Source organism: Ruegeria sp. AB9, from assembly GCF_056542585.1.
The window spans coordinates 13,776-40,136 of sequence record NZ_JBQGAA010000004.1 but is presented as its reverse complement, the minus strand read 5'-3'; the positions used below and the strand labels follow the sequence as shown (position 1 = coordinate 40,136).

Sequence of the window (26,361 nt, the reverse complement as noted above, 5' to 3'; positions counted from 1 at the left end):
CTTTGAAGCATGAACATGCAGGTGGCGGTATTTGTATCTTAGGTACCTGATCTGAACCGCTCCATTTGTTTCGTCTGTTTTGGATAAGGATGCCTCGGCTTCGCCACATATCGGCGTTATAGATCAGGGAATGCTGTTCAAGAAACCCCCACAGGATGCACCTGACTTGAATCCACGGTCGTCCAAACGACACCTGCGCGCAGAGGCGACGCGCAGGCAGGCGCTGTCACCGGTGCGAATTCTGGTTATGGTTCTGTTGTTGCCGCTGACCACCGTGATGATTGCCACAGGTGTTTTTCTGCGCCTGTCCGAGTATGAGCGGGACGAGGCAGTGATCCACCTGATCGCGCTGGCGGGGTGTGATGCGACAGAAGCGCTGGGGGTAGGGCCATTTTACAGGGGGCAGGCGGGCTATCATAAGCGCAATGACCCGGACGGCGACGGGGTCGCCTGTGGTTCTGACAGTGCGCCGCGCGTGAACGCTCCGCAATTGCAGAACAGCCCCAAGGCGCGTGAACGTTCGGTCGGAACGGCTAAATTCGTGCGTCCCTGACCAAAATTCAATCCCGCCCATAGGTTGTGGCTGTCGCGGTGGCTTATCGTAAAGCCTGTGAGTGTTCGGGATCTCCGGCTGACGTGATACGTTTTGTCGGGTCGGTTCCGGTTTGGGGCTGCTGTTTGGCATTTTTTTAGACGGCAATTGGCCTGTGTTAACGTCGGCCACCCAGTTCGAGGCGAAGTCCGACATTTGCGTGACGGTTTTTGGTGGTCCCGCTGTTCAAGTTACTTTTGAGAGGTTTTGAAATGGCTTTAGTTAAATAAGCGGCGGCCACGCTGCTGATGATGCAGGTCGCTGCAACGGCGCAGGCGGATACAGCCACGGAGTTTTTAGAAGCGACCAAGGTATCCGAGATCAAGAAGATGGGCGCTCAGCAAATGGATGGCGTTTCGATCACGCGGAATTTTTTGGGGAATACACTGACCAGTCCGAACTGGAACTGGACCTTCAAATCCAATGGTGAGCAGTTCTCGTCCGCCAGGGATGGTTCGTGGGAAGACAAGGGCACATGGTCCGTTAAGGGCAACGAACTGTGTCGGATATCCCGGACGACCCAAGGCCCAGAACGCTGTTCCAAGGTCTATTTCCTTGGTCGCGAACTGAGGTTCACCGAGGGCAATCGCAAGCTGCATGACTGGTATGTCAGCTGCTGACCGGGCCGCGCTAACCTTTCATCGCCTGTAGCAACTCCAGCAGCCCTTTGCGGTCGGCGTCATCGGTGTAGTCACCAGTGGCCAGCCGTTCGGCGATGCGCAGGCGCAGGCGTTCCTGTTGGGTGCGCACTTCTTCTCCGGCGGTCTCAGCCAGAGTTTTCATGATTACTGCCACGGCCTGCTGGCGCTTGGTTGTGGGATTGGCGATATAATCGACAAGGCTCTGCTGACCGGAATCGAGGATGTTTTCGGCCAGATCGCGCAGCTGCTCGCCGTTGGGCAGCAGCGGGGCGGGGGCAACCTTGGGCGGCAGGATTTCCGGTTCGCTACGCGGAATTTCGGCCAATGCGTTTGCGCCGTCGACGAAAGCTTCGGTGATCATCCGTGTGATCCTGATGGCGCGCGGGTCCTTGAACAGGGCCGAGGCGATGGCCACGCCGTAATCCGTATAGACCCACGGATTGACCCGCCGCCCGCCGCGCCCTTTGGGTTTTGAGATCACATTCTGTGATTGCAAATCGGCAACCTCAGTATCGGTCAACTGAAACCGGTAGCCCTCGAACAGGTTCTTGTTGCGCGAGACGGCCTGATTGAAGGCGCTGACGGATTTTCCGTAGAACTGCGCCAGATCTTCGGCCAGAACCACGCGGGTGCCGCGCACCCGGTGAATAGCGCTTTGGACCTCATGCGTGCTGGGCAGGTTTTTCGGGTTCGTCATGGCAACCGCTTGGAATCACAATTTGTGATTTCAAACGTGAAGGAGTGCGCGCTGGGCTGCAAGTTCGAAGTACGAGGCGCCGGAATAGCGCTATTGTTCCTAGCACGCTTGACAAGACGTTTTCGATCCGGCGCCGACAGGAAATGTCATTTACACTCCAGGCGGCTGTTTCATTCGCTTCGCCGCAAAGCGACCATCAGGTCGTGCTGCTGGTTTTCTTGATTTGCACGTTGATGCCCATGGTTTCTTCCGTACCAAAACGTTCATAGACGAATTCGTTTACGCTGGCCTCACAACCAAATACGCCAAAGTCGACGACCTGGCTTTTTTCGCGGTTCCAGACTCTTAACGAGGTGTTGTCGTGTTGTTCTATGTTCCACTGGTGGAACCCTGAGTAATCCTGGGCCAGGGCCTCGTTCACAAAATGTTGGAAGCGCGCGGCGCCACCGACTTTCAAAGCGCGGCATATCTGCTCGAATGACAATACTGGATTATAACCGTGATCAATCGAGTTTTGCGCAAGAATAAAGTCAAACCGCTCGCTTCCGAACAAGTCTGCCGTTTTTTCGGCCACCCCAAAAACCAGATCGTAGCCCCGTTCAAGATCATAGATATCCATCAGTGAATTATACGCCCGGGCCAACGGATCTGCGGCCATGATCTTGAGTTTTTGGTCTTTGTAGATCCGACCGATCGCAGGCTTTAGCGCGCAGCCAATGTCCAGAATTTCAAAGGATCCGGTGACATTCTCCGGCAACGCGTCTTCATACTGAAACGGCACATCCAAAAGAAAATCTTTCCGATACTGTTCTTCTCGACCGGAAAGGAGATTCCCGGACATTTTGTCCCACCAAAACCGCAGCTCATCCTCTACACCGGACGCCCATTCTTTTGCGTCAATACCGTGACGATTACAGTCTTCCAGCACAGCTTTTGTCAGCCCGTTCAACGAGGTCTGAACCAGGCGTTCGCAAAACCTGTGCCAATCTTCCCGCGCGCGGTGCTTTTCAAGCTCGTCTGCAGCCTCGGGGGGCAAGGCAGAATTTTGGCGCAGTTTTATTAACTGATACTGGTGGCGTTTCAGTACTTTGTTAAGCGATTGGCGAAAGCTGCCCATTTAAACCTCAAACTTTTTCGTTCGGTTCTTACAAGCTGAACTAGTGCATCAATTGCTTTAATATGCAATGTCGTTACCGGAGGTTTGGATTGTCCATCTTGATCTTCAAGCGGCATTCTTCAAACACTTGTGAGCGCTCCAGCCTATTTACGCTATCTCCGGTTGACATTTCCACCCCGCTGGCCGGGTCGTCCAGCCGTCGAACGCCCACGCGAATTCACTATGTCTTCCGAGGCTTTCTCGACCGCCCATTGACGCGCCATGGGGTCGTTGGTGACAGATCCTCGGTCAGCACCACGCGGGTGCCGCGCACCCGGTGATTGGCGCTTCGGACCCCATGCGTGCTGGGCAGGTTTTTAGGGTTCGTTACGGCAAGCGTATGGAGTCACAATTTGTGATTTCAAACGTGGAAGAGCGAGGGCTGGGCTGCAAGTTTGAAGTGTGCGGATAAGTCTTATCTATCAAGGCAAACGTTCATAACTTTTGCCCTAGTATCGCCGCCATAACGAGTGTTGGTTGGCAACGCAATCCAGTCTCTACGCCGATAACTCCAAAGATGAGGCCAGTTTTCGCTGTCACATGCCACACCATGCGGGCGCTGGTAACCGTCAGAGCGTTCTCGAATAGACTTGAACAAGGACGAACGTTCTATGATGCGTAACTCGGATGCTTTCGCATATCTTGTCATTTGCCATTGCACCTGCAGGTTCTGCAACGCGATTGGGCCTATCACTGCAAGCATCGAGCCAATAACTATGGTCGGCACTTTTGCCTTGCCCGGCATGATCACGGCGACTGCGGCCACCAAAACCAGCAAAATCAGCGCCGCAAAGAAAAAAACGAAGAGTCTCGCGGTTAGAGCAGTTCCCAGGAAAATTAGGATTGAGGCGGGCCATACAGCGAGCGCCAGCATTTGCAAGCTGCCAAAGTCCGATCCAATTCCCCAGATGATCATCAGAAGGAGCACGAACAATAGCATTAACAAACTGCTGCCAGGTGACGCTTCGCGCCATCCTACCAGTACACTCACCCAAACCCAAATCATTGCTAGGATTGAAATGGTTCCGAGCAGTCCAGTTACAATAAAAAGTGTAATCAAAAGACCTTCCTAAACCGATTGTCTAGGAAGATAGATTTCCTGCTTTGAGGTAAATTGCAACCATCAGTTGCGCGTCATTCTACCGCTTCCTCCGCTTCACATTCCCACCCCTTTGCCCCGGCCTGCCTGCCGTTGACCGCCCGCGCGATCTAACCGCATCCTCCGAGGCTTTCTCGACCGCCCATTGGCGCGCCATGGGGTCGTCGGCGACGGCCAGATCGACCGCTTCCAAACGTTTGATCTCATCCCGGATATTGGCGGCCTCTTCAAATTCCAGGTTCTCGGCGGCCTTGCGCATCTGGTCGCGCAACCCGTCCAAATGGGCCTCGAGGTTGGCGCCGTGCATCGGTTTGTCGATGGTGGCGGTGACGCGGTTCATGTCGACGTCGCCTTCGTAGAGACCGGCCAGAACGTCCTCGACATTCTTTTTCACCGTCTCGGGGGTGATGCCGTGTTCTTCGTTATAGGCAAGTTGTTTGGCGCGGCGGCGGTTGGTTTCGTTCAGCGCGCGTTCCATGCTGCCGGTGATCTTGTCGGCATACATGATCACCCGGCCCTCGGCGTTTCGCGCTGCGCGGCCGATGGTTTGAACCAGAGAAGTCTCGGACCGCAAGAATCCCTCTTTATCCGCGTCCAGAATGGCGACCAGCCCGCATTCGGGGATGTCGAGCCCCTCGCGCAGCAGGTTGATACCGACCAGCACATCAAAGGCCCCGAGCCGCAGGTCGCGCAGGATTTCGATCCGTTCAAGCGTATCGATATCCGAGTGCATGTAACGGACTTTTATTCCCTGTTCATGCAGGTATTCGGTTAGGTCTTCGGCCATGCGTTTGGTCAGCGTGGTGACCAGCGTGCGATAGCCATCGGCGGCGACCTTGCGCACCTCGTCCAGCAGATCGTCTACCTGCATAGAGACAGGGCGGATTTCGACCTCGGGGTCCAGCAGGCCGGTGGGGCGGATCACCTGTTCGGTGAAGACGCCACCGGTCTGTTCGATCTCCCATTTCGCAGGGGTGGCCGAGACGAAGACGGATTGCGGGCGCATGGCGTCCCATTCCTCGAACTTGAGGGGTCGGTTGTCCATGCAGGACGGCAGGCGGAACCCGTGTTCGGCCAGTGTGAATTTGCGCCTGTAGTCGCCCCGGTACATGCCGCCGATCTGCGGCACGCTGACGTGGGATTCGTCGGCAAAGACAATGGCATTGTCGGGGATGAACTCGAACAGGGTTGGGGGCGGTTCGCCCGGCGCACGCCCGGTCAGATAGCGCGAGTAGTTCTCGATGCCGTTGCAGACGCCGGTGGCCTCGAGCATTTCCAGATCGAAGTTGGTGCGCTGCTCCAGTCTTTGGGCTTCCAGCAGTTTGCCTTCGCCGACCAGTTGGTCGAGCCGGGTACGCAGTTCCTTTTTGATGCCGATGATGGCCTGCTGCATAGTCGGTTTTGGCGTCACGTAGTGCGAGTTCGCATAGACGCGCACCTGCTCCATCGTCGCGGCGCGTTCCCCAGTCAACGGGTCGAACTCGGTGATCTGTTCCAGCTCCTCACCGAAGAACGAGAATTTCCAGGCGCGATCCTCAAGGTGGGCAGGCCAGATCTCCAGTGAATCGCCCCTTACCCGGAACGAGCCGCGCTGAAACGCCTGATCGTTGCGGCGGTATTGCTGGGCCACCAGATCGGCCATCACCTGCCGTTGGTCATATTCCTTGCCGACCTTCAGATCCTGCGTCATCGCCCCGTAGGTTTCGACCGACCCGATACCATAGATGCACGAGACCGACGCGACGATGATCACGTCATCGCGTTCCAGCAGCGCCCGCGTGGCCGAGTGGCGCATCCGGTCGATCTGTTCGTTGATCTGGGATTCCTTCTCGATATAGGTGTCCGAGCGCGCGACATAGGCCTCGGGCTGGTAGTAGTCATAATAGGACACGAAATACTCGACTGAATTCTCGGGGAAGAAGCCTTTGAACTCACCATAAAGCTGCGCTGCCAGCGTCTTGTTGGGCGCAAGGATGATGGCAGGGCGCTGAGTCTCTTCAATCACCTTTGCCATGGTGAAGGTCTTGCCGGTTCCGGTCGCACCCAGCAGAACCTGATCGCGCTCTCCATCCAGAACGCCGCCGGCCAGCTCTTTAATTGCGGTTGGCTGGTCACCGGCGGGCGCAAACTCCGTATGCATGACAAACTGCTTGCCACCTTCCAGTTTCAGGCGCGCGCGAACATCTTCGGTTGTCATTTGGGTCTTGTCGGAATGGGCGTATGGCATGGGCAAGCTCCGGGTCAGGCCCCTACATTTGTTCTTATTTTGTCCAACTGCAAGGGCTGATCCGCTACGAAATCCCCGGATTCAATAATAGGCAGGTTGCGCATCCGGAACGTGATCCGAACTCACCTTGCCGGCCAATGCCTTCAGGTTGCCGTCAAGAACCTTGGACATCATCGTTTTCATCAGGGTTTGACCCAGTATCCAGCCGAGGGGACCATATTTCACAGCATAGTCCATGCTCCAGATCACTCGGCTATCGGCCCCGGCCAGCGGTTCGATGGCAATCGCTGCATACGCCTCGGTCAAGGGCATCGCCGACATCTCGGACAGGCGCACGCTGTAGCCTCGATTGGGGTCCCACTTGGTGACCTCTTCAACCAGGGAGGTTCCGTTCTCGAAGTAACAGCGTCGCTTTGATCCAACGCCATTTGCCCCGTGGGTCAGCGCCTCCACTTGAGCGATCTGAGGGGCAATCTCATCAATCTGCATAAACCGGCTGAGTCTTGCCCAAAGGGCTTCTGGGCTCGCATTGATTTCCAGGGCTCGTTCATGGTGGATCATCTGCTCAATCCTTTGGTTGATCTTTCCAAGATCATAGGAGGTACCAATGACAGTTTCTGTCATCAGGCCGTTGTTGCATTCCGCGACAATTGCGATCTTGTCCCCGCCCGCGCTGTGGCGCATAAACAGCGTCAGCCAAGTGAGTACGGAGAGGCGACATGCGCGCACGGATTTACCAGCCTTCGCGAAACGCGATGACATCGGGGATGGCCAAAACCCGTAAGTGGGTTCTGGAATACGCTCCTGCTTCGGCGCGTGAAGTAGACCCGCTGATGGGGTGGACCTCATCCAATGACACGCAAACCCAGATTCGCCTGAAGTTCGACACCAAGAAAGAGGCGATGGATTACGCCAAGGACAATGGGATCGATGCGCAGGTCAGCGAACCGCACAAGCGTAAACCCAACCTGCGTGCACGGGGTTATGGTGAAAATTTCGCCACCGACCGGCGTGGTCCCTGGACCCACTGAATGATCGAAATCCGTGAGGCTGACCCGACATCGGACGAACTGCGTCCGATTGTCGAAGCGCATTTCGCCCACAGCGAATCGGCTGGCCCTGCGGAAAGCAACCACACTATGAACGCAGACTCTCTGGCGGGACCGGGGATTCGATTCTGCGCGATCTATGACGGCCAGCAGGCTTTGGGTTGTGGAGCTCTGAAAGCGTTGCCGGATGGCACAGCCGAGGTGAAATCGGTGCATATCCTCGCTCTGGCGCGGGGGCGAGGGCTGGCGCGCGTTATGATGACTCACCTGGCCGAACTGGCGCGCGCTGAAGGTGCCGAAGCTCTGGTTTTGGAAACCGGGGCAGAGCATCTTCCGGAATATGACGCCGCCCGCAAACTCTACGAAGCGTTGGGTTATTCCTATTGCGGTCCGATCTTTGGATACAGTGACGATCCGAACAGCGCATTCATGCGCTTGGCTCTTGAACCCAGCGGATAAAAACCGCAAGAAGGGCGCAGCGGTCCCTTAGCTCAACTGGATAGAGCAGCTGACTTCTAATCAGCAGGTTGAGGGTTCGAGTCCTTCAGGGATCGCCATTCTCGAAAAGAAAATGAACCGTCGACGGTAGGCTGTTCATGCAGACCGCTATGGCAACTGTTTGGTGAGGTATGAAGGGCTGGACGAGGGGGTCATGCCAGCCCTTCTAAGGGGTCACAGAGTGGTAGTGTGTGTTCCTTAACTGAACATTAACCTGATTCACCGTGCTCCGAAATTGGGGGATTCCCGTAGGGTGGCTAATGCGCGGAATTCAGCGAATGGGGGATCGCTGACGGGCCAAAATACAGGGTCATTTAACGACTTTCTTGAATTGGCTTGAGGCTTGGGGTGCAAAAGTGCCTAGGTTGTGAAAAAAAATATTGCAACCGGTTGCAAAGAGAATCATTGTTGCGCCCAGCAACAAGATTCGGGAGAACTGCATGTTGAAGGTCGGATTGCTTGGCGCCGGGCGCATTGGGCGTGTTCATGCGCAGGCCATTTCATCACATCCGGAAAGTACGCTTGCCGCCGTTTCTGATGCTGTGCCCGAGGCTGCGGAAAGCCTTGCGAACGATCACGGGGCCGAAGCGCGCAGTTCCGAAGAAATTATTGCTGATCCAGAAATTGGCGCGGTTTTGATTGCAACTCCGACAGACACGCATTCTGATCTGATCGAAGCAGCGACGGCCGCAGGCAAGGCTGTTCTGTGCGAAAAGCCCGTTGATTTGAATCTGCAGCGTGCCACGGATTGTTTGAACACTGTCTCGGAACGAGACAAGCCGGTGATGGTCGGGTTTAACAGGCGTTTCGACCCCAATTTCGCGGCTTTGAAGGCTGGATTGGAAGCTGGTGAAATCGGCAAGGCGGAACTGTTGTCGATCACCTCGTTTGACCCGGCGCCGCCGCCGGTCAGTTACGTAAAGGTATCGGGTGGCCTGTTTCGGGATATGATGATTCATGATTTCGACATGGCAAATTTCCTGATGGGGGACGTTCCTGAAGTCATTTCGGCGGTCGGATCTTCGCTTGTGGATGCTGAAATCGGTGCGGCAGGTGATGTGGATACTGCTGCAGTCACAATGACTTACGCGGACGGCCGGATTGCCGTTATCAAGAATTCGCGGCGGGCGGCCTATGGCTATGACCAGCGGGTTGAGTTGTTGGGTTCCGAGGGGTTGTTGCAGGCCCAGAACATGCTGGAAAACACGGTCGTGAAATCAACGGCGGATGGCGTTGTGGGCGCCAAGCCGACCTATTTCTTTCTTGAACGCTATATGCCTGCCTACCGCGTGGAATGGGCCGCCTTTGTCGAAGCCGTTGCCCGTGGGTCCGAGGTGCCGGTCTCACTGAAAGATGGTGTAGCGGCACTGGCGATGGCCGAGGCCGCAACCGTGTCGGCGCAGACGGGAAAACCGGTCCGGATGGAAGAAATTTTGAAACCGGTTGCAAAATGATCGAATTTCTTCAAACTAACGCCAGCTCGGTTTTGAGCCGTAGCCAATCAGATTCGGCATAGCCGGATGATCGGGGTTGGTCCCCCGACTGAAGATCAGACTGAAATCATGGGAGGAAACTGAAATGAATAAATTTGTGAAAGGCGCACTTGCTGCAGGGGCTCTCGCCCTGGCAACACCTGCATTTGCGCAGGAAATCGTGGTTGTGTCGCATGGCCAGGCCAACGACGCGTTCTGGAACGTCGTGAAAAACGGTGTTGAGCAGGCCGGTAAGGACGTCGGTGTGAACGTGGAATATCGCGCGCCTGAAACCTTTGACATGGTGGCCATGTCGCAGCTGATCGATGCCGCTGTGAATCAGGAACCGGATGGTCTGATCGTTTCGATCCCGGACGCGGATGCGCTTGGCCCGTCAATCGAACGCGCAGTTGCCGCTGGTATCCCGGTGATCTCGATCAATTCGGGTTCGGACGTGTCGAAGGATCTGGGTGCCTTGCTGCACGTGGGTCAGGACGAGTTTGATGCCGGTAAAGCCGCTGGTGAAGAATTGGCATCGATGGGCGGTAAAACAGCGATCTGTGTGAACCACGAAGTGGGTAACGTTGCGCTGGACCTGCGCTGCGCCGGTTTCACAGAGGGCTTTGGCGGTAACGTTGAAGTGCTGCCGACCTCGAATGATCCTTCGGAAATCGAGTCGAAAGTTGCCGCTGCTTTGGCTGCGAACGAAGCGGTCGATACCGTTATGGCATTGGGTGCAAGCTCGGCCGGCGAGCCGACCGTTGCGGCCGTCAAAGGCTCGGGCCGTGATGTGAACGTCGCGTCCTTTGACCTGTCAGCCAACTTCCTGCAGTCGATTGCGGACGGTGATGCTGCCTTTGCCATCGACCAGCAGCAGTACCTGCAAGGGTACCTGTCGGTGAACTTCATGGGCCTGCACGCGAAATACGGCCTTATGCCCGGTGGTAACGTTCCTTCGGGTCCGAACCTGATCACTCAGGACAAGGCCGCTCAGGTGATCGAGCTGTCTTCGCAGGGCATTCGCTGATCCGCACTGGAACCTGGACCAAACGGGGCGGCGCAGCAGCGCCGTTCCCACCCAAACGGGAGGAAACGATGAGTGACTCAGCTCAAATCGCCGGGGACGAAAGGGTCAAAAAAGAACCTTTCATGACCAAGCTCATGAAGCGGCCCGAACTCGGTGCGATGGCCGGTGTTGTCCTGGTAGTCATTTTCTTTGCCATCACAGCAGACGATTCGATGTTTACACTGGCCGGGATCATGAACTTCATGACACCTGCAGCACAGCTGGGCATCCTGGCAATCGGTGCCGCTCTTCTGATGATCGGGGGCGAGTTTGACTTGTCCATCGGTTCGATGGTGGCATTTGCAGGATTGTTCTTCGGTGTCTGTGTAGTCACCTGGCAATTGCCCCTGATCGTTGCCATCCCCATGACGTTTGTTTTCGCCGCCTTCGTTGGCGCGATAAACGGCAATATCGTAATAAGATCCGGCCTGCCGTCCTTTATCGTGACGCTGGCCTTCCTTTTCATCCTGCGCGGCCTGTCTCTGGTCGGTCTCAAGGCCGCGACTGGAGGCTCGACCCAATTGCGTGGCGTGCGTGACGCGGTTGAAAACGACTGGCTGGCACCGTTCTTCTCGGGCGAGGCGTTCGGCAGCCTGTTTGCCTGGCTGGCGGCTAACGGCATGATCGACACCTTCAAAAGCGGCGCCCCAAAAGTGCCTGGTGTTCCGGTAGAAATCCTTTGGTTCATCGTTCTGGCACTGGCGGCGACCTATGTGCTGCTGCGAACACCGGCAGGAAACTGGATTTTTGCGTCGGGCGGCGACAACACGGCGGCTTCAAACTCTGGTGTTCCAGTGAGCCGTGTGAAGGTTTCGCTGTTCATGCTGACGGCGTGCTGTGCTGCACTGGTTGCCATCATCACGGTAATCGATGCCGGGTCGACGGATGCCCGCCGGGGCTTTCAGAAAGAGTTCGAGGCAATCATTGCCGCCGTAATTGGTGGCTGCCTGCTGACGGGTGGCTACGGCTCGGCCATTGGGGCGTTCTTCGGCTCGATCATCTTCGGCATGGTGGTCATTGGTCTGACCTATACCGATTTCGATCAGGACTGGTTCCAGGTCTTCCTGGGTGGAATGCTTCTGATCGCCGTTCTGTTCAACAACGCGATCCGTAAACGCGTAACCGGGGAGCGCTGATATGACCGAAGATACCAAGTTCCACCATGGTGATGCGGCGGCCGATCTGGCACCCATCGTGGAAATGAAGGATATCGAAAAGCACTTTGGCAATATCATTGCTCTGGCAGGCGTTAGCTTTGACGTCAAACCAGGTGAATGCCACTGCTTGCTGGGTGATAACGGCGCCGGTAAATCGACCTTTATCAAGACCATGTCCGGGGTACACAAACCAACCAAGGGCGAGATCTTTTTCGAAGGCAAGCCGTTGCATTTCGACACCCCTCGGGATGCGATGGAGGCGGGCATCGCGACCGTGTTCCAGGATCTGGCGATGATCCCGCTGATGAGCGTGACGCGCAACTTCTTCATGGGGCGTGAACCGACCAAGGGCAAAGGCCTGCTGAAACGGTTCGATGTCGAGCGGGCGAATGAGGTCTGCATGGAAGAGATGCGCAAGATGGGCATCAACCTGCGCGGCCCGGATCAGGCGGTAGGCACCTTGTCAGGTGGTGAGCGCCAAACCGTTGCAATCGCCCGTGCCGTTTACTTCGGCGCCAAGATTCTGATTTTGGACGAACCAACTTCAGCCCTCGGTGTGCGCCAGACCTCGAACGTTCTGGCAACCATTGACAAAGTGCGCAGTCAGGGCGTCGGAGTTGTCTTCATCAGCCACAACGTGCGCCATGCGCTGGCGGTGGGTGACCGGTTCACCGTGTTGAATCGAGGCAAAACACTGGGCACTGCAACGCGTGGTGAAATCACACCCGAGCAATTGCAGGACCTGATGGCAGGTGGACAGGAAATGGCCGAGCTTGAAGGCTCACTGGGCGGTACGGTCTAAAACACAACATCCGGATGTCCCTATGGGGGCATCCACCGGGCGGTGGCACCTGACGCCACTCTGTTTTCAGGCTCTGGCAAAAGGCCTGACACCTTCGCAAATGAGAAAACCCGCGGACCGCTAGTGGCGGCTCCGAATTGAAAGGGATCATGATGAGCAAAACAGTCCGATTGACCGCGGCGCAGGCTCTGGTGCGCTATCTTGGGGCGCAGATGAACGAGGCCGGAGAGCCCTTCATAGCAGGTGTCTGGGCGATTTTCGGCCATGGTAATGTGGCCGGTTTGGGTGAGGCGCTGCATGGCGTGAAAGACAGCTTGCCCACCTATCGCGGTCACAACGAACAGACCATGGCGCATAGCGCGATTGCTTATGCCAAGCAGTTGGGCCGGCGACGCGCAATGGCCGTGACCTCATCGATCGGACCGGGGGCTACCAACATGGTCACTGCGGCTGCTTTGGCCCATGTAAACCGCCTGCCTGTTTTGTTGCTGCCTGGCGACGTGTTTGCGACGCGTGGTCCCGATCCGGTTTTGCAGCAACCCGAAGTTTTCTCGGATGGAACCATCAGTGCGAATGACTGTTTTAGGCCGGTCAGCCGGTATTTCGACCGCATCACACGCCCGGAACACCTGTTGACCGCTCTGCCGCGCGCCTTCCGCACGATGACGGACCCGGCCGATTGTGGCCCGGTGACGCTGGCCTTTTGTCAGGATGTGCAGGCCGAGGCTTATGACTATCCCGAAAGCTTCTTTGAACCGCGCGTCTGGTATCGGCGCCGCATTCGCCCGGATGAAGGTGAGCTGGCGCGTGCTGTTGCTGCGATCAAGGCAGCGAAGCGTCCTGTGATCGTCGCTGGGGGTGGCGTGCATTATTCAGACGCAACTGCTGCGTTGCAGCGCTTTGCCGAGGTGCACAATATCCCGGTGGCCGAGACACAGGCAGGTAAATCTGCGCTGGCGTGGGATCATCCGCTGAACCTTGGTCCTATTGGTGTGACTGGTGGCGAACCCGCCAACGACATCTGCGCCGAGGCTGACCTTGTTCTGGGTGTTGGCACCCGTTTCCAGGATTTCACCACCGGATCGTGGGGTTTGTTCGCCAACCCCGAGCGTGAATTGATCAGCCTGAACACCGCCGCCTATGACGCGGAAAAGCATGGCGCGATGCCGCTGCAGGCTGATGCGCGGGTTGGTCTGAGTGAGCTGACCGAAGCGATGGGCGACCACCGCGCGCCGGATCTGCCTGCGACGTTGAAATCTGATTGGTTTGGCAAGGTTGACGCGCTGACCGATGCCCCCACGGACAGCAATGCGCTGCCCACGGATATGCAGGTGGTTGGTGCCGTGCAGCGGGCTGCGAATGAAAACACCGTTGCAATGTGTGCCGCAGGCACGATGCCGGGCGAGTTGCACAAGCTGTGGAAAGCGCCGCGTCCGGGTGCCTATCACATGGAATACGGTTTCAGCTGCATGGGTTATGAGATCGCAGGTGCCATGGGCATCAAGATGGCCCAGCCCGAGCGTGATGTGATCTGCTTTACCGGCGATGGCACCTACATGATGGCCAATTCGGAAATGGCGACGGCGGCAATGATGGGGATTTCGTTCACCGTTGTTGTCACTGACAACCGGGGGTTTGGTTGCATCAACCGTCTGCAAATGGGCACGGGCGGGGCCGAGTTTAACAACCTTCTCGACCACACGGTTCATGCGACGGCATCAGCCATCGACTTCGCGGCTCACGCGGCAGCGATGGGGGCGACCTCGGTCAAGGTCAGCTCGATTGGCGAGCTTGAAGACGCGCTGGCCAAACGTGGTGAGGTCAAAGGCCCTTACGTTGTGGTGATCGACACTGACCCGTACCCCTCGACCGAATATGGCGGCACGTGGTGGGAAGTGGCGGTGCCCGAGGTCAGCATCCGCCCCGAAGTGAACGAAAAACGTGCGGCCTATGAAGTCGCCATCAAGGAAAGAAACACGAAATGAGCGTGAAAATCGGTATCTCTCCGATTGCCTGGCAGAATGATGACCTGCCGGACCTGACTGCAGCCTACACGATGGAGCAGGCGCTGAAAGAAGCGCGTGAGATCGGCTATACCGGTGTCGAGCGTGGCCAGCGGATGCCCGGCGACACCGAAGGATTGCGCGCCTATCTGGACGAAAACGACATCGCGCTTTGTGGTGGTTGGTGTTCAGGCGGTACTCTGGTCAATGAATTTGACGCCGAGGTCGCGGCCGTGCGCGAACAGGTCGAACAGTTTGTTGCGCTGAACAGCCCGTGCATCGTTTATGCCGAGTGTTCCAATACCGTTCAGGGGCAGATTGGAACGCCGGTCAACGACCGCCCCAAATTGTCAAAGGACGAAGTTCTGGCTTACGCGGCCAAGCTGACCGAGCTAGCCAAATGGAAGGCGGATCAGGGTATGCCGATGGCATATCACCACCACATGGGCACGATCATCGAAAGCGAAGATGAGGTGAACTGGCTGATGGAAGGCTCTGGCCCGGAATTGAAGCTGTGTTTCGATACCGGCCATCTGCTGTTTGGTGGCGGCGATGTGATGGCCACGCTGAACCGCTGGGGCGACCGGGTGCATCACGTCCATTTCAAGGATATCCGCCCCGAAGTCGTGCAGGGCACGCGTGAGAACAATCGCAGTTTCCTGGATGCGGTGATCGCAGGCGCATTCACAGTTCCAGGTGATGGTTGCATCGATTTCCAGGCCGTGGCCAACGCATTGAAAGCGATGGATTACAACGGCTGGATCGTGGTCGAAGCAGAACAGGACCCCGCCAAGGCGCCGCCCTACGAGTACTCCAAAATGGGTTACGACCACATCGTCGAAGTCTGCGGCAAGGCAGGGTTGGAGATCACCACTTAAATCACCGCCCCAAGGGGCAACACCGAAGCCATGAGAGAGGAGTAAGTCATGGTACATCGAGAACTTGGATATGTCGGCTATTTCGACCGGGAATCCTGTGATCTGGATGAATTCAAGGTGTTGACCTCGCAGAACCTGACCTCCGATGCGGTCCCTCATGCCGCGTCGGTACAAAAGAACGTTCCAATCTACGACATGCGCGCTCTGCGCTCCAACTTGGAGAATGCAGATCAACGAAAAGCCCTTCTGGCAGAGTGGACATACGTGCTGGACAAGTCGGCGGGCGTGATCGTTCTCAAGGGCGCTTTCGCGGATACGTCGGTGATAGACCGGGCGACCGGTGTGTTCCAACAGATTATCGAAGAAGAACGCGATGGCGCAGGTGGTGATGGTGACCACTTTGCGGCCTCAGGTGCTAATGACCGGATATGGAATGCACTGCAAAAACAGTGCTTGCGTGATCCCGAAGGCTTTGCGCTCTATTTCGGGAATGTGGCTATTGCTGCGGCGTGTGAGGCGTGGCTGGGGCCGAATTACCAGATGACCGCGCAGGTCAATCAGGTGCGTCCCGGCGGCAATGCACAACAGGCGCACAGGGACTACCATTTGGGCTTCCAAACCGCGGATAGTGCCGCCCGGTATCCTGCGCTTGCGCATCTGGTGACGGCTTCGCTGACATTGCAGGGGGCGGTTGCGCATTGTGACATGCCGGTGGAAAGCGGGCCGACCAAACTATTGCCGTTTTCCCAGCTTTACCGACCGGGATATCTGGCCTTTCATGACAAGGCACATCAGGTGTGTTTCGAGGAAAACTACGTTCAGTTGCCACTCGAAAAGGGTGATGCGGTGTTTTTTAACCCAGCGCTGTTCCACGCCGCTGGGGAAAACAGCAGCGCGGATATTCTGCGGATGGCGAACCTGCTGCAAGTCTCATCCGCCTTCGGTCGCGCGATGGAGATGATTGACCGGTATTCCATGTCGCAGGCGGTGTTCCCCTCGCTTCTCTCTCTGAAACAACGCGGAGCGTTTGGTGCGGCAGAGTTGGATGCAGCGATTGCTGCAACTGCTGAGGGCTATCCGTTCCCGACCAATCTGGACACCGATCCGCCGGTTGGCGGTAACGCGCCTGACAGCCAGGCCGACATCTTGCGTCGGGCCGTATCGGAAGGATGGGTAGAAGCACAGCTATCCGACGCGCTTTCGGCCCTGCAAAAAAGGCAAGCTGCCTAAATACAACACAGGCGGGCCTTTTGGGCCCGCCCAATAAGGAGAAAAAGAATGGCAGACTTGCTGAAGAAACCTTTTGGAACCCGCGGCAAGGTACACGACATCACTCCGGCCAGCGCCGGATGGCGATATGTGGGCTTTGGGCTTTATCATCTAAAGGCAGGGGATCGGATTGCCGAAGCGACCGGGGATCGCGAGGTCATTCTGGTGATGGTCGAAGGCAAAGCGCTGATCACCGGGGCAGGTCAGAACTGGGGCGTTTTGGGTGACCGGATGAACGTGTTCGAAAAAACACCGCCCCATTGTCTCTACCTGCCGAACGGAACCGAGTGGGAGGCTGTGGCGGAAACTGATTGCGTTGTGGCGGTATGTTCAGCTCCGGGAAAGGGAGGCCATGAAGCCCGCCGCATAGGGCCAGACGGCATCACCCTGACCGAACGCGGGAAAGGCGTGAATGCGCGATACATCAACAATATCGCCATGGAAAATGAGGACTACGCAGACAGTTTGCTGGTGACTGAGGTCTTCACTCCAAACGGGCACTGGTCTTCTTATCCCAGTCATCGCCATGACGAGGATGATTACCCCCGTATCACCTATCTGGAAGAGACCTATTACCATCGGCTCAACCCTGCCAATGGGTTCGGAATTCAGCGCGTTTATACGGATGACGGTCAGCTGGATGAGACGATGGCCGTATCCGATGGCGATGTTGTGACCGTCCCGCGCGGTCATCACCCTTGCGGCGCGCCGTATGGGTTTGAGATGTATTACCTGAACGTCATGGCCGGACCGCTGCGGAAATGGCGATTTGTCCCGGCCCCCGAGGTCGAATGGATCATGGAGCGTGACGGATGAACAGAGATTTCGCCAATTACCCATGCCTTGCAGGCAAGACGGTTTTCATAACCGGCGGTGCCGGGGGAATTGGCGCGGAAACTGTTCGGGCCTTCGCTGACCAAGGGGCAAAGGTTGGGTTCCTGGATCTGAATGCCGACGCCGGGCTCTCCCTGCTGTCTGATCTGGACGGTGAGTATGCTTTTGCCCAATGTGACCTGCGCAATATCGATGCCATGCAGGATGCATTAGGACAATTGGTAGAGGAGCTGGGCGAGGCGGATGTACTGGTCAACAACGCCGCTCATGACGATCGTCACGACTGGCGCGAGGTGACACCCGAGTATTGGGATGAGCGCATGGCGACCAATATCCGCCATATGTTCTTTTCCATTCAGTCGGTGGCCCCCGGAATGATCGCAAAAGGCGCGGGCTCGATCGTCAATATCGGGTCGAATTCGTGGTGGGAGGCCGGAGCGGGTTTCCCGGCCTATGCCACCGCCAAATCCGCTGTACACGGTCTGACCCGTACCATGGCGCGCGAGCTGGGGGATCACCGCATTCGCGTGAACACGGTCGTGCCGGGCTGGATCATGACCGACCGCCAGAAAGACCTGTGGGTCACGCCCGAGGCATTGGCCAAGCAGGTGGACCGGCAGTGTTTGCCGGACCCGATTGAACCGGTTTTTGTCGCCCGAATGGTGTTGTTTCTGGCCTCTGACGACGCCGCCATGTGCAGCGCTGGGAACTTCATGGTCGAGGGCGGCTCGATCTGAGCAAGTCTGAACAATCGGAGAACTAACATGCCTCAACCCTTTCAGCTTGCGGCCTGTGCCGAAATGCTGTGGCTCGACAAGCCTATGGACTGGCGCGCTGCGCGATTGACCGAGATGGGGTTTGGCGTAGGTCTTTGGAATTGGCCAGCGTGGGATCTGGACAAACTTGAACGCGTTGGCGCGGACTACACGATCATGAATGGTTATCTTCAGGGCCGTCTTGCAGATGATGAAGGGGCTGACATGTTGCTGTCATCCGCGCGTGAGACAGCGCGGATTGGCAAGCGTCTGGGCGTGGATCGTCTGAACCTGCATGGCACCGGCTTGGGTGATGGTGGAATCCCGATCTGGCAACACGACGTCGTGACAGGTGAAATGTGGTTGAAAGCATGGGACACTCTGTGCCGTGTCTGTGAACTGGCCGAAGAAGAAGATGTCGTATTCACGCTGGAAAATCTAAACCTGCTGGATCATCCCGGCTGTCCATTTGGATCAACCGAAGATGTTCTTGCGCTGGTTTCATCAGTCAATCACTCGCGTCTTCGGATCAATCTGGATCTTTATCACACGCAGATCGGCGAGGGTGATCTGATCCGCTGGTGCGAGAAATGCCTGCCGTGGGTCGGAGAGGTTCAGGTTGCCGACAACCCCGGTCGGTGCGAACCCGGGACCGGAGAGATCAACTATGCAGCCATAGCGCGGGCGCTGAATGACATGGGTTACCGTGGACCCGTTGGCATGGAGGCATTTGCAGGGGGCGACCCCGAGAAAGCACTTGAAGCCTTCCGGGTCGCCTTTACGATTTGAGGATGCTTGGGCGCTTCACCGTCGGGGTGGGGCGCCAAAGGCGCGGATCACTGCGCGCGCGGCGGCCTCGACCGGGCCGTGAGTTTCTTTCAGGATCGTGACGCGGTCAAACCTTTCAGGGTCGCGATTGACGGCCTCACGCATGGCATTTCCGAACGCCATACGCAGCTCGGTGCCAATATTGAACTTGCAGATCGAAGTTTCGCGGGCCAGCTTCATACGCTGTTCCACTGGCACACCCGATCCACCGTGGATGACAAGAGGAACCTCGGTCATGGCGTCGATCTTGGCGATACGCGCCTCATCCAGACCGCCTTCCTTGTTCTGTTGCAGGTGAACGTTACCAACCGAAATCGCCATCGCGTCCACACCGCTTTCGCGTGCGAATTTCGCGGCTTCCTCAGGGTCGGTGCCGTTTGATCCTTCGCCGCCGGAGTACCCGACAAAGCCGATTTCGCCTTCGCAAGAGATCCCGGCTGCGTGGGCCATTTCCGCAATCGCGGCGGTCTCATCAATGTTCTGCTGCAAAGGTTTGCGCGACCCGTCAAACATCAGGGACGTAAAACCGCTGTCGAGTGCGATCTTGCAGTCTTCGAATGTGTAGCCGTGATCCAGATGCGCAACGACCGGAACCGACGCGTTTTCGGCGAGATACCGGAACATCTTGCCCAGAACGGGCAGCGGTGTGTGGTCGCGGCAGCTGGGTCCGGCTTGCAAAATAACGGGCGCATTTTCAGCCTCGGCCGCCGCCACATAGGCGCGCATGTCTTCCCAGCCGAGGGTGACAAGACCGCCCACGGCATAGCCTTGTTCATAGGCGGGTTGCAGGACGTCTTTCAGTGTGACGAGGGTCATTTGAATTTCGCGATCATGTCTTTGATGCCTGGGATCGTTTCGATCTGATAGGCATGTGTGGGTTGGAAATACTGAACCAGAGAGCGCTGCGACAGGCCGCCAAGGATGGTGAAATAGTACATCTCGTAGCCCGGCAGAACGCAGCACGGGTGGTAGCCTTTGTCGATGCAGATCGTGGAACCATCGACGATATGATAGGCGTCACCCGGTTCGTTATCTTCGCGCTGCAACATCTGCAGACCCGAGCCCCAGTTGGGTTTAAACCGAAAATTGTAGGTCTCGTCATGGCGAGATTCGTCCGGCAGGCGGTTGGTGTCGTGCTTGTGGCTGGGAAAGCCCGACCAGCCACCCTGGCCGACGGTAAACAGTTCGCTCACCAAAAGGCGGCCGACCTTGTCGTGCTGCTTTTGGCCGAGGATGTGCTTTATTTTGCGATGCGTCTTGGTGTCATCGCTGCCATATTGCACCAGATCATGTTCGCGCACGTCGAACGGGTCCAGCACCTTGTCGTATCGGGCCCCGGCAATGAACACTTCGGTCTCATCCGACGCGCAGACCATTTGCACTTTTGCACCGACGGGCACATACGCGCCTTCCGGTTCGCCATCCCATACATCTTCGCCGCGCTTGCCCAGCTTCGCGAAGGTAACGCCTTCGACGTCCACATCCACGCTGCCGGTCGCGGGTACGATGCAGGTCTCATAGCCCGGAACCTGATACTCAAACGCCTCGCCTTTCCTGAGCTTGACGATGTTGAAATAGTTCAGCGGAACCGTCGGATCATCAGCATCGACGATGGGTTTGTTCTGATTGTCATAGGGCGCGATGTGCATGGCGATCTCCTACGTTGTGGGGCCGGGATGGTCAGCCAGAAACGCATCCAACTGAGTCGTTGTGGGCATTGCAGGGGCGCAGCCGGGCTTGGAAACGACAATGGATGCGCAGGCTGAACCACGCATCACTGAGTCTTTCAGCGAGTGGCCAGCTGCGATCGATGCCAGAAGTCCTGCCATGAAACTGTCACCAGCGCCAACCGGCTTGATGGCATCCACGGGATAGATGCCGGTTTTGATTTCCTGCCCATCCACCAGAGTTACGGCACCTTTTTCGCCCATTTTGTAGATGACGATGCGGCCCGGCTTTTCGGCAAGTTCCTGGGCCTTGGCAAAGCCCTTTTCGAGGCCACCGGCCATAAAGCCGAACTCTTCGTCGTTGCCGACTATCAGATCGCTGGCTTCACCCGCACGGGACAGAACGTCGGCGGCAACTTCTGGCGAAGGCCAGCTATAGGGGCGGTAATCAACATCAAAAATGATCGGAAGACCCGCCTTGCGTGCGTTTTCAAACCCTCGGAAGGTAGCGCTGCGCGAGGGTTCAGATGCAAAGACAGTTCCGGCGGACAGGACAGCAGAAAAAGTGCTGAAATCTACTCGATCCATGTCTTCCTCAGTGACTTGAAAGTCGACTGCACCGTTTCGATAGATGACATTTTGGAAATCTTGTGTGCAGCTTTCATAGATTGCAACAGACATGCGGTATTCGCCGCCAACGACACGGATATGAGAGGTATCGACGCCGTAATGTTGCAGGCGTTTCAGGCAGAACCGCCCAATGGCGTCATCTGATATCGACGTGATCAAAGACGCCTGACTGCCCAACTTCACCAAACCGGCACCGATATTGGCAGATGAGCCACCCAGGTCGGCCTGGAACGAACTGGCGTCTTCGCTTTTGACGCCGATTGGGTCCGCGAACAAATCCATGCCTGCGCGCCCCAAGATGGCGAACCGGCTTCCTTTGATGCCATCAATCAAAGCGTTCACTTTATTTCCTCCGGTGAGATGGGGTCGGCAAAGTTTGGACCTTGCGTTGAATCGATTCACACGATACTGATTTTGCAACCGGTTGCAAACACAATGTGCGAGGCCAAGGCAGATGCCTGAAATCGGAGTGGGAATCGTGGGTGGCGGCTATATGGGCAAAGCCCATTCCGTTGCCATGTCAGTCGTCGGTGCGGTGTTCAATACGGTGTTGAGGCCCCGGCTTGAGGTCATCTGCGCATCGAGCCCGGAAAGCGCCGAACGCTATAGGACAGCCTATGGGTTTGACCGCGCGACCGAAGACTGGCGCGTATTGGTTGAAGACCCCAGGGTCGAGGCTGTCGTGATCGCTTCGCCTCAATCCACGCATCGCCAGATTGCCGAAGCAGCGTTTGGACTGGGCAAACCGGTGTTGTGCGAAAAACCATTGGGTGCCTCCCTTGAAGACAGTCGGGCGATGGTCGCCGCGGCCGAAGCTTCTGGCACGGTGAACATGGTGGGGTTCAACTATATCCGCACACCTGCCAGCCAGTATGCCCGCCAGTTGATTGCCGACGGTGAAATCGGTGATCTAACGTGGTTTCGGGGGGAGCATACCGAGGATTTTTATGCTGATCCGCTGGCCCCGACCTCGTGGCGTACGACGGGAGTGGCCAACGGTACAATCGGTGATCTCGCCCCGCATATGGTCAATGGTGCATTGGCCTTGATCGGGCCTATTGCACAGGTGATGGCGGATGTTGAAACCGTTCACAAAACCCGCCCCGGCGGCGAGGTCACGAACGATGACCAAGCCCAGGTGATGTGTCGGTTTGAAAACGGGGTCATGGGAAACCTGCATTTCAGTCGCGTCGCGACGGGTCGGAAAATGGGCTATGCTTATGAGATATCGGGGACCAACGGCGCGATCCGGTTTGATCAGGAGGACCAGAACGCGCTGTGGCTGTACAAGCGCGAAGGGCCCGAAGCCGCACGTGGGTTTACCAAGATCCTGACCGGCCCCGCGCACCCGGATTACGAGCCATTCTGCCAGGGCCCGGGCCACGGGACCGGCTACCAGGACCAGATCATCATTGAAGCCAAGGACTTCCTGCAGGCCATCCATACGGGACAAGCTACTTGGCCAACCTTCCGTGATGGGCATGAGGTTAACCGCGTGCTGGCCGCCGTCTTGGCTTCGTCAGACCAGCGGCGATGGCAAGACATCAGCGATTTTTGATCGCTCAACCTAAAATTCTAACGAGAGACGATGACCATGGCTAAGTTGAGATGGGGCATGATCGGTGGCGGTGAAGGCAGCCAGATAGGTCCCGCCCACCGCTTGGGGGCACAGGCTGACGGGTTGTTTGAGTTTGCCGCTGGCGCGCTGGATCACCGGCCTGAAGCCGGCCGGGAATACGCGCAGCGATTGGGCGTTGCCGCCGAGCGGGCCTATGGCGACTGGCAGGAGATGCTGGTGGGCGAGAAAGACCGGGAAGACCGGGTCGATCTGGTGACCATCGCCACGCCCAACTCGACTCATTTTGAAATCGCAAAGGCGTATCTCGAAGCTGGCTTCAACGTCTTGTGCGAGAAGCCGATGACCATGACGGTGGAAGAGGGCGAAGAGATTGTTCGCGTCGCCGAAGCTTCGGGAAAGATCTGCGCGGTGAACTACTGCTATTCCGCGTATCCCATGGTGCGGCAGGCCCGCGCAATGGTTCGGGCTGGCGAGATAGGCAAGGTGCGCCTGGTCGTGACCAACTTCAGCCATGGTCACCACGGCGATGCCACCGATGCGGATAACCCGCGTGTCCGCTGGCGTTATGACCCGGCGATGGCAGGAGTTTCTGGGCAATTCGCCGATTGCGGCATCCATGCGTTGCACATGGCCAGCTTTATCTGCGATGATGAGGTGAAGACCCTTTCCGCTGATTTGGCCTCGACCATCCCCAGCCGTGAACTGGAAGATGATGCAATGATCAACTTCCGAACGGAACGCGGCACCGTCGGGCGTCTCTGGACATCATCTGTCGCAATTGGGCGGCAGCATGGCTTTGACATACAGGTTTTCGGCGAAACCGGCGGACTGCGCTGGGCGTCTGAGCAGCCCAACCAGTTGATCTATACACCCGTCGGTGGGCGTACACAGATCATAGAAAAGGGTGAGGGCGGTCTGCACGACGAGGTCCAACGCTTGTCTCGGGTCGCCATTGCGCACCCCGAAGGTTTCCCGCTGGCCGTCGCCAATATCTATTGCGATCTGGCAGACGCAATTCGGGGTGAGAGTCGGGACGGCCTGCCCGGAGCGGCGGACGGAGTACGATCGATCGCGGCGGTCCATGCAGCTGTGGCCTCTGGCAAGGCCGATGGCGTTTGGCAGGATGCTCGCCCGCCAATGTTCCGCTGATTAGGGGCGGGGCCGCAAAGTGCCCCGCTCGATCACGCGACAGGGAAAAATGCGGGCCTCGGGATAACGCTGAGGCTCTTTCAACATCTCGACAACCAGATCTACGGATGACGTGATGATCTGCTTGATTGGCTGGTGGATCGTCGTCAGATCGATATTTTCCCAACGCGACATTTCCATGTCATTCAGGCCGATGATCCCGATATCCTGACTGGGCTTCATTCCGCGGTCTTTTAACGCTGACAGCGCGCCGATGGACAGGATGTCATCACCGCAGAAATAAGCCTCGGCGGGAGTGTCGGCCAACAGGCGCAGCATTTCGGCCCGGCCAGCTTCAAAAGAGTAAGCCCCGGCAAAACAATAGCTGACTTGTATATTTGGGTGATCAGCCAGCTCCTCCATGAACCCGCGATGCCGGTCCAGGGCCGAGGTTGCGTCCTGAGGGCCGCCCAGATAGCCAACGTGCTTGTACCCGCGCGCCAGAAGCTCGCGTGCGGCCATACGTCCGCATTCCACATTGTCGATGCCAACCACATGCACCTCGGGCGAGGTGGCCGACCGGCCAAACGTGTGCACCACTGGTACGCCCGCATCATGAAACGCTTTGGCAAAACTGGGCGGCAGCGTCGAAGATGCTACGATAGCTGCATCTACCGAATATTGGCGCAGCATTCGGACGGAGTTGGCGGGTTCGGTTTCGTCCGTCAGATTCACGATCAACGGACGCAGGCCGCGTTCCTGCAAGGCACGTGTGAACTGATCGAAGACTTCCAGGAAAATCGGGTTGTGAAAGTTGTTTGAAATCAATCCAATCAGCTTGGTGCGTCCGGTCGTCAGAGACGAGGCCAGAGCATTGGGACTATAGCCAAGCTCGCGGGCCGCCTTTTCAACCTTGCTGCGTGTTTTTGCGGAAACCGACGCGCCTTCGGTAAAGGTGCGCGAAACGGCGGATCGCGATACGCCAGCCAGTGCGGCCACATCTTTCAGCGTCACGCTCACGCCGAGTGCCTCTGATGGCCGCAGGGCCGGGAAGTGGATAAGTAGGGCATTGCCGCAGCATTATGCATCATCGGCCTCAACTTGCAACCGGTTGCAACACAGCTTCAGCAATTCGATCTTGTTGGAATGCCGATGCTTTGAGGAGAGAATGGTGGGTGATGAGAGACTCGAACTCCCGACATCTTCGGTGTAAACGAAGCGCTCTACCAACTGAGCTAATCACCCGTGACGCTGCATTTAGCCAAGCCAGCGGGCGGGCGCAAGAGGGTCTGGAAGATTTTCTTGCTTTCCTTGACCTCCAGCCGATCAGCGCGACATCGCTTTGACAGTTGAACGAACATTCGAGACCCCGAGATCCTTTTCAGACCAAGGAATGTGGAGCTCAAACTTTTTTCAGGTAAATAGAGGCCGTTTCAGTAAACGTTCAGCGCTGAAGCGGGTTTAGCGTGTGTAAATGGTCAAAGGCGCTTGCGCGCCACCTGTGGCGTCCGATATTCCCGGAGAGACTGAAACGATCCGGTCAGGGAGTGTACATGACCCTATCCTTCGCTCGCAGATTCTGGATGGTGGCACTGGTTCTTGGCGTAATGGCGCTGGCACCTATCCGGGCCACGGCCGAAGGCGTTCTGGTCTTTGCAGCGGCAAGCCTCAAGACCGCATTGGACGAAATCGTGGTGGGGTACGAAAATCAGACTGGCCAGAGAGTTACCGTTTCTTATGCTGCGTCGTCGGTTCTGGCCCGGCAGATTCAGCAAGGCGCACCTGCGGATATGTTTATCTCGGCCAACCCGGAATGGATGGATGTGCTGGAGGAGAGCGGTTTTATCCAAGCGGAGTCACGGGTGGATTTGTTGGGCAACGGTTTGGTTTTGATCGGGGATGCTGATCGCGTGGAAGGGGGCGACATCCAACCAGGATATGATTTCAAAGCAGAGTTGAAAGATGGCTATCTGGCCATGGCACTGGTCGATGCGGTACCTGCTGGGATCTATGGCAAAGCTGCTTTGCAGAGTTTGAACCAGTGGGACGCATTGCGGGATCAAGTGGCGCAGGCCGACAACGTGCGTGCTGCGATGGCACTGGTGGCGGCAGGCGCCGCGCCTCTTGGGATCGTCTATCAATCAGATGCTAGAGTGGAGGAAAGGGTTCGCGTCGTGGCAACATTTCCCGCCGACCTGCATCCCCCGATAATTTACCCTGCAGCGGTAACAACCCGTGCAAAAAATGGGGCAAACGCGTTCCTTGAACATCTACAAACGGATACCGTCACGGTTATGTTTCTGGAGCAGGGGTTTACCCTGCCGGGCAGGTGAT

General features: G+C 57.1%; 26 protein-coding genes and 2 tRNA genes. 18 read left to right on the top strand and 10 right to left on the bottom strand.

Going from position 1 to position 26,361, the window contains the following annotated elements; genetic code table 11:
• Window positions 1-79: 79 nt before the first annotated feature.
• A complete protein-coding gene (locus ACR0K5_RS11750; RefSeq protein ID WP_480629841.1) occupies window positions 80-553 on the top strand; it encodes an excalibur calcium-binding domain-containing protein in 474 nt (157 codons plus the stop codon).
• Between the two features lie 287 nt (window positions 554-840).
• The gene (locus tag ACR0K5_RS11745) at window positions 841-1,212 is read left to right on the top strand and encodes a hypothetical protein (protein ID WP_480629840.1); all 372 of its coding nucleotides are present in this window, start codon (window positions 841-843) and stop codon (window positions 1,210-1,212) included.
• A gap of 10 nt (window positions 1,213-1,222) precedes the next feature.
• Here the strand turns inward: ACR0K5_RS11745 and ACR0K5_RS11740 are convergent, their stop codons facing one another.
• From ACR0K5_RS11740 to ACR0K5_RS11720, 5 genes are all read right to left on the bottom strand, one after another.
• On the bottom strand, window positions 1,223-1,930 hold the full coding sequence (locus tag ACR0K5_RS11740; RefSeq protein WP_480629839.1) for an ORF6N domain-containing protein: 708 nt from the start codon (window positions 1,928-1,930) through the stop codon (window positions 1,223-1,225).
• Window positions 1,931-2,126: 196 nt separating this feature from the next.
• Window positions 2,127-3,047: a class I SAM-dependent methyltransferase gene (locus tag ACR0K5_RS11735; protein WP_480629838.1), complete on the bottom strand. Its 921-nt coding sequence runs from the start codon at window positions 3,045-3,047 to the stop codon at window positions 2,127-2,129.
• 454 nt (window positions 3,048-3,501) lie between these two features.
• The gene (locus ACR0K5_RS11730; RefSeq protein ID WP_480629837.1) at window positions 3,502-4,146 is read right to left on the bottom strand and encodes a hypothetical protein; all 645 of its coding nucleotides are present in this window, start codon (window positions 4,144-4,146) and stop codon (window positions 3,502-3,504) included.
• Window positions 4,147-4,225: 79 nt separating this feature from the next.
• Entirely contained in the window at window positions 4,226-6,412 is a 2,187-nt protein-coding gene (uvrB, locus tag ACR0K5_RS11725) for an excinuclease ABC subunit UvrB (RefSeq protein WP_480629836.1), read from the bottom strand.
• Window positions 6,413-6,493: 81 nt separating this feature from the next.
• Window positions 6,494-7,096, bottom strand: a complete 603-nt coding sequence (locus tag ACR0K5_RS11720) for an SRPBCC family protein (protein ID WP_480629835.1) — start codon at window positions 7,094-7,096, stop codon at window positions 6,494-6,496.
• A gap of 35 nt (window positions 7,097-7,131) precedes the next feature.
• On the opposite strand from ACR0K5_RS11720, the gene ACR0K5_RS11715 reads away from it, so the two are divergent.
• The 13 genes from ACR0K5_RS11715 (at window position 7,132) to ACR0K5_RS11655 (ending at window position 18,984) form a co-directional block, all read left to right on the top strand.
• Complete coding sequence (locus ACR0K5_RS11715) at window positions 7,132-7,443, top strand: ETC complex I subunit (RefSeq protein ID WP_480629834.1); 312 nt, start codon at window positions 7,132-7,134, stop codon at window positions 7,441-7,443.
• On the top strand, window positions 7,444-7,920 hold the full coding sequence (locus tag ACR0K5_RS11710) for a GNAT family N-acetyltransferase (RefSeq protein WP_480629833.1): 477 nt from the start codon (window positions 7,444-7,446) through the stop codon (window positions 7,918-7,920). It abuts the gene before it with no gap.
• Window positions 7,921-7,941: 21 nt separating this feature from the next.
• A tRNA-Arg gene (locus ACR0K5_RS11705) sits at window positions 7,942-8,018 on the top strand.
• A 381-nt stretch (window positions 8,019-8,399) separates the two neighbouring features.
• A complete protein-coding gene (iolG, locus tag ACR0K5_RS11700) occupies window positions 8,400-9,413 on the top strand; it encodes an inositol 2-dehydrogenase (protein ID WP_480629832.1) in 1,014 nt (337 codons plus the stop codon).
• A gap of 124 nt (window positions 9,414-9,537) precedes the next feature.
• On the top strand, window positions 9,538-10,458 hold the full coding sequence (locus ACR0K5_RS11695) for a sugar ABC transporter substrate-binding protein (protein WP_480629831.1): 921 nt from the start codon (window positions 9,538-9,540) through the stop codon (window positions 10,456-10,458).
• A gap of 68 nt (window positions 10,459-10,526) precedes the next feature.
• Window positions 10,527-11,633 carry an ABC transporter permease gene (locus tag ACR0K5_RS11690; protein WP_480629830.1) on the top strand — a complete coding sequence of 369 codons (1,107 nt, stop codon included), beginning with the start codon at window positions 10,527-10,529 and terminating at the stop codon, window positions 11,631-11,633.
• Between the two features lies 1 nt (window position 11,634).
• The gene (locus ACR0K5_RS11685; protein WP_480629829.1) at window positions 11,635-12,456 is read left to right on the top strand and encodes an ATP-binding cassette domain-containing protein; all 822 of its coding nucleotides are present in this window, start codon (window positions 11,635-11,637) and stop codon (window positions 12,454-12,456) included.
• Between the two features lie 152 nt (window positions 12,457-12,608).
• On the top strand, window positions 12,609-14,441 hold the full coding sequence (gene iolD, locus ACR0K5_RS11680; protein ID WP_480629828.1) for a 3D-(3,5/4)-trihydroxycyclohexane-1,2-dione acylhydrolase (decyclizing): 1,833 nt from the start codon (window positions 12,609-12,611) through the stop codon (window positions 14,439-14,441).
• Entirely contained in the window at window positions 14,438-15,337 is a 900-nt protein-coding gene (gene iolE / locus ACR0K5_RS11675; protein WP_480629827.1) for a myo-inosose-2 dehydratase, read from the top strand. Before iolD ends, iolE begins: the two co-directional genes overlap by 4 nt.
• A 48-nt stretch (window positions 15,338-15,385) precedes the next feature.
• Window positions 15,386-16,567, top strand: a complete 1,182-nt coding sequence (locus ACR0K5_RS11670; RefSeq protein WP_480629826.1) for a phytanoyl-CoA dioxygenase family protein — start codon at window positions 15,386-15,388, stop codon at window positions 16,565-16,567.
• Between the two features lie 48 nt (window positions 16,568-16,615).
• The gene (gene iolB, locus ACR0K5_RS11665) at window positions 16,616-17,422 is read left to right on the top strand and encodes a 5-deoxy-glucuronate isomerase (RefSeq protein WP_480629825.1); all 807 of its coding nucleotides are present in this window, start codon (window positions 16,616-16,618) and stop codon (window positions 17,420-17,422) included.
• Window positions 17,419-18,177, top strand: a complete 759-nt coding sequence (locus ACR0K5_RS11660) for an SDR family NAD(P)-dependent oxidoreductase (RefSeq protein WP_480629824.1) — start codon at window positions 17,419-17,421, stop codon at window positions 18,175-18,177. The genes iolB and ACR0K5_RS11660 overlap by 4 nt, the downstream gene beginning before the upstream one ends.
• Window positions 18,178-18,204: 27 nt before the next feature.
• Window positions 18,205-18,984, top strand: a complete 780-nt coding sequence (locus ACR0K5_RS11655) for a TIM barrel protein (protein WP_480629823.1) — start codon at window positions 18,205-18,207, stop codon at window positions 18,982-18,984.
• Between the two features lie 15 nt (window positions 18,985-18,999).
• Here ACR0K5_RS11655 and ACR0K5_RS11650 read toward each other — a convergent pair whose 3' ends face one another.
• Genes ACR0K5_RS11650 through iolC form a run of 3 tightly spaced genes read right to left on the bottom strand, consistent with a single transcriptional unit; the run spans window position 19,000 to window position 21,662 of the window.
• Entirely contained in the window at window positions 19,000-19,839 is an 840-nt protein-coding gene (locus ACR0K5_RS11650; protein WP_480629822.1) for a class II fructose-bisphosphate aldolase, read from the bottom strand.
• Complete coding sequence (locus ACR0K5_RS11645; RefSeq protein WP_480629821.1) at window positions 19,836-20,672, bottom strand: 5-deoxy-glucuronate isomerase; 837 nt, start codon at window positions 20,670-20,672, stop codon at window positions 19,836-19,838. The genes ACR0K5_RS11650 and ACR0K5_RS11645 overlap by 4 nt, the downstream gene beginning before the upstream one ends.
• A 9-nt stretch (window positions 20,673-20,681) precedes the next feature.
• The gene (iolC, locus tag ACR0K5_RS11640) at window positions 20,682-21,662 is read right to left on the bottom strand and encodes a 5-dehydro-2-deoxygluconokinase (protein ID WP_480629820.1); all 981 of its coding nucleotides are present in this window, start codon (window positions 21,660-21,662) and stop codon (window positions 20,682-20,684) included.
• A gap of 112 nt (window positions 21,663-21,774) precedes the next feature.
• Between iolC and ACR0K5_RS11635 the strand changes: the two genes are divergently transcribed.
• The gene (locus ACR0K5_RS11635) at window positions 21,775-22,878 is read left to right on the top strand and encodes a Gfo/Idh/MocA family protein (RefSeq protein WP_480629819.1); all 1,104 of its coding nucleotides are present in this window, start codon (window positions 21,775-21,777) and stop codon (window positions 22,876-22,878) included.
• Between the two features lie 36 nt (window positions 22,879-22,914).
• Window positions 22,915-24,048, top strand: a complete 1,134-nt coding sequence (locus ACR0K5_RS11630) for a Gfo/Idh/MocA family protein (protein ID WP_480629818.1) — start codon at window positions 22,915-22,917, stop codon at window positions 24,046-24,048.
• On the opposite strand, the gene ACR0K5_RS11625 is transcribed toward ACR0K5_RS11630, so the two are convergent.
• Window positions 24,049-25,047, bottom strand: a complete 999-nt coding sequence (locus ACR0K5_RS11625) for a LacI family DNA-binding transcriptional regulator (protein ID WP_480629817.1) — start codon at window positions 25,045-25,047, stop codon at window positions 24,049-24,051.
• Between the two features lie 149 nt (window positions 25,048-25,196).
• A tRNA-Val gene (locus ACR0K5_RS11620) sits at window positions 25,197-25,272 on the bottom strand.
• A 308-nt stretch (window positions 25,273-25,580) separates the two neighbouring features.
• Here ACR0K5_RS11620 and modA point away from each other — a divergent pair.
• Window positions 25,581-26,360: a molybdate ABC transporter substrate-binding protein gene (gene modA, locus ACR0K5_RS11615; RefSeq protein WP_480629816.1), complete on the top strand. Its 780-nt coding sequence runs from the start codon at window positions 25,581-25,583 to the stop codon at window positions 26,358-26,360.
• Window position 26,361 lies beyond the last annotated feature (1 nt).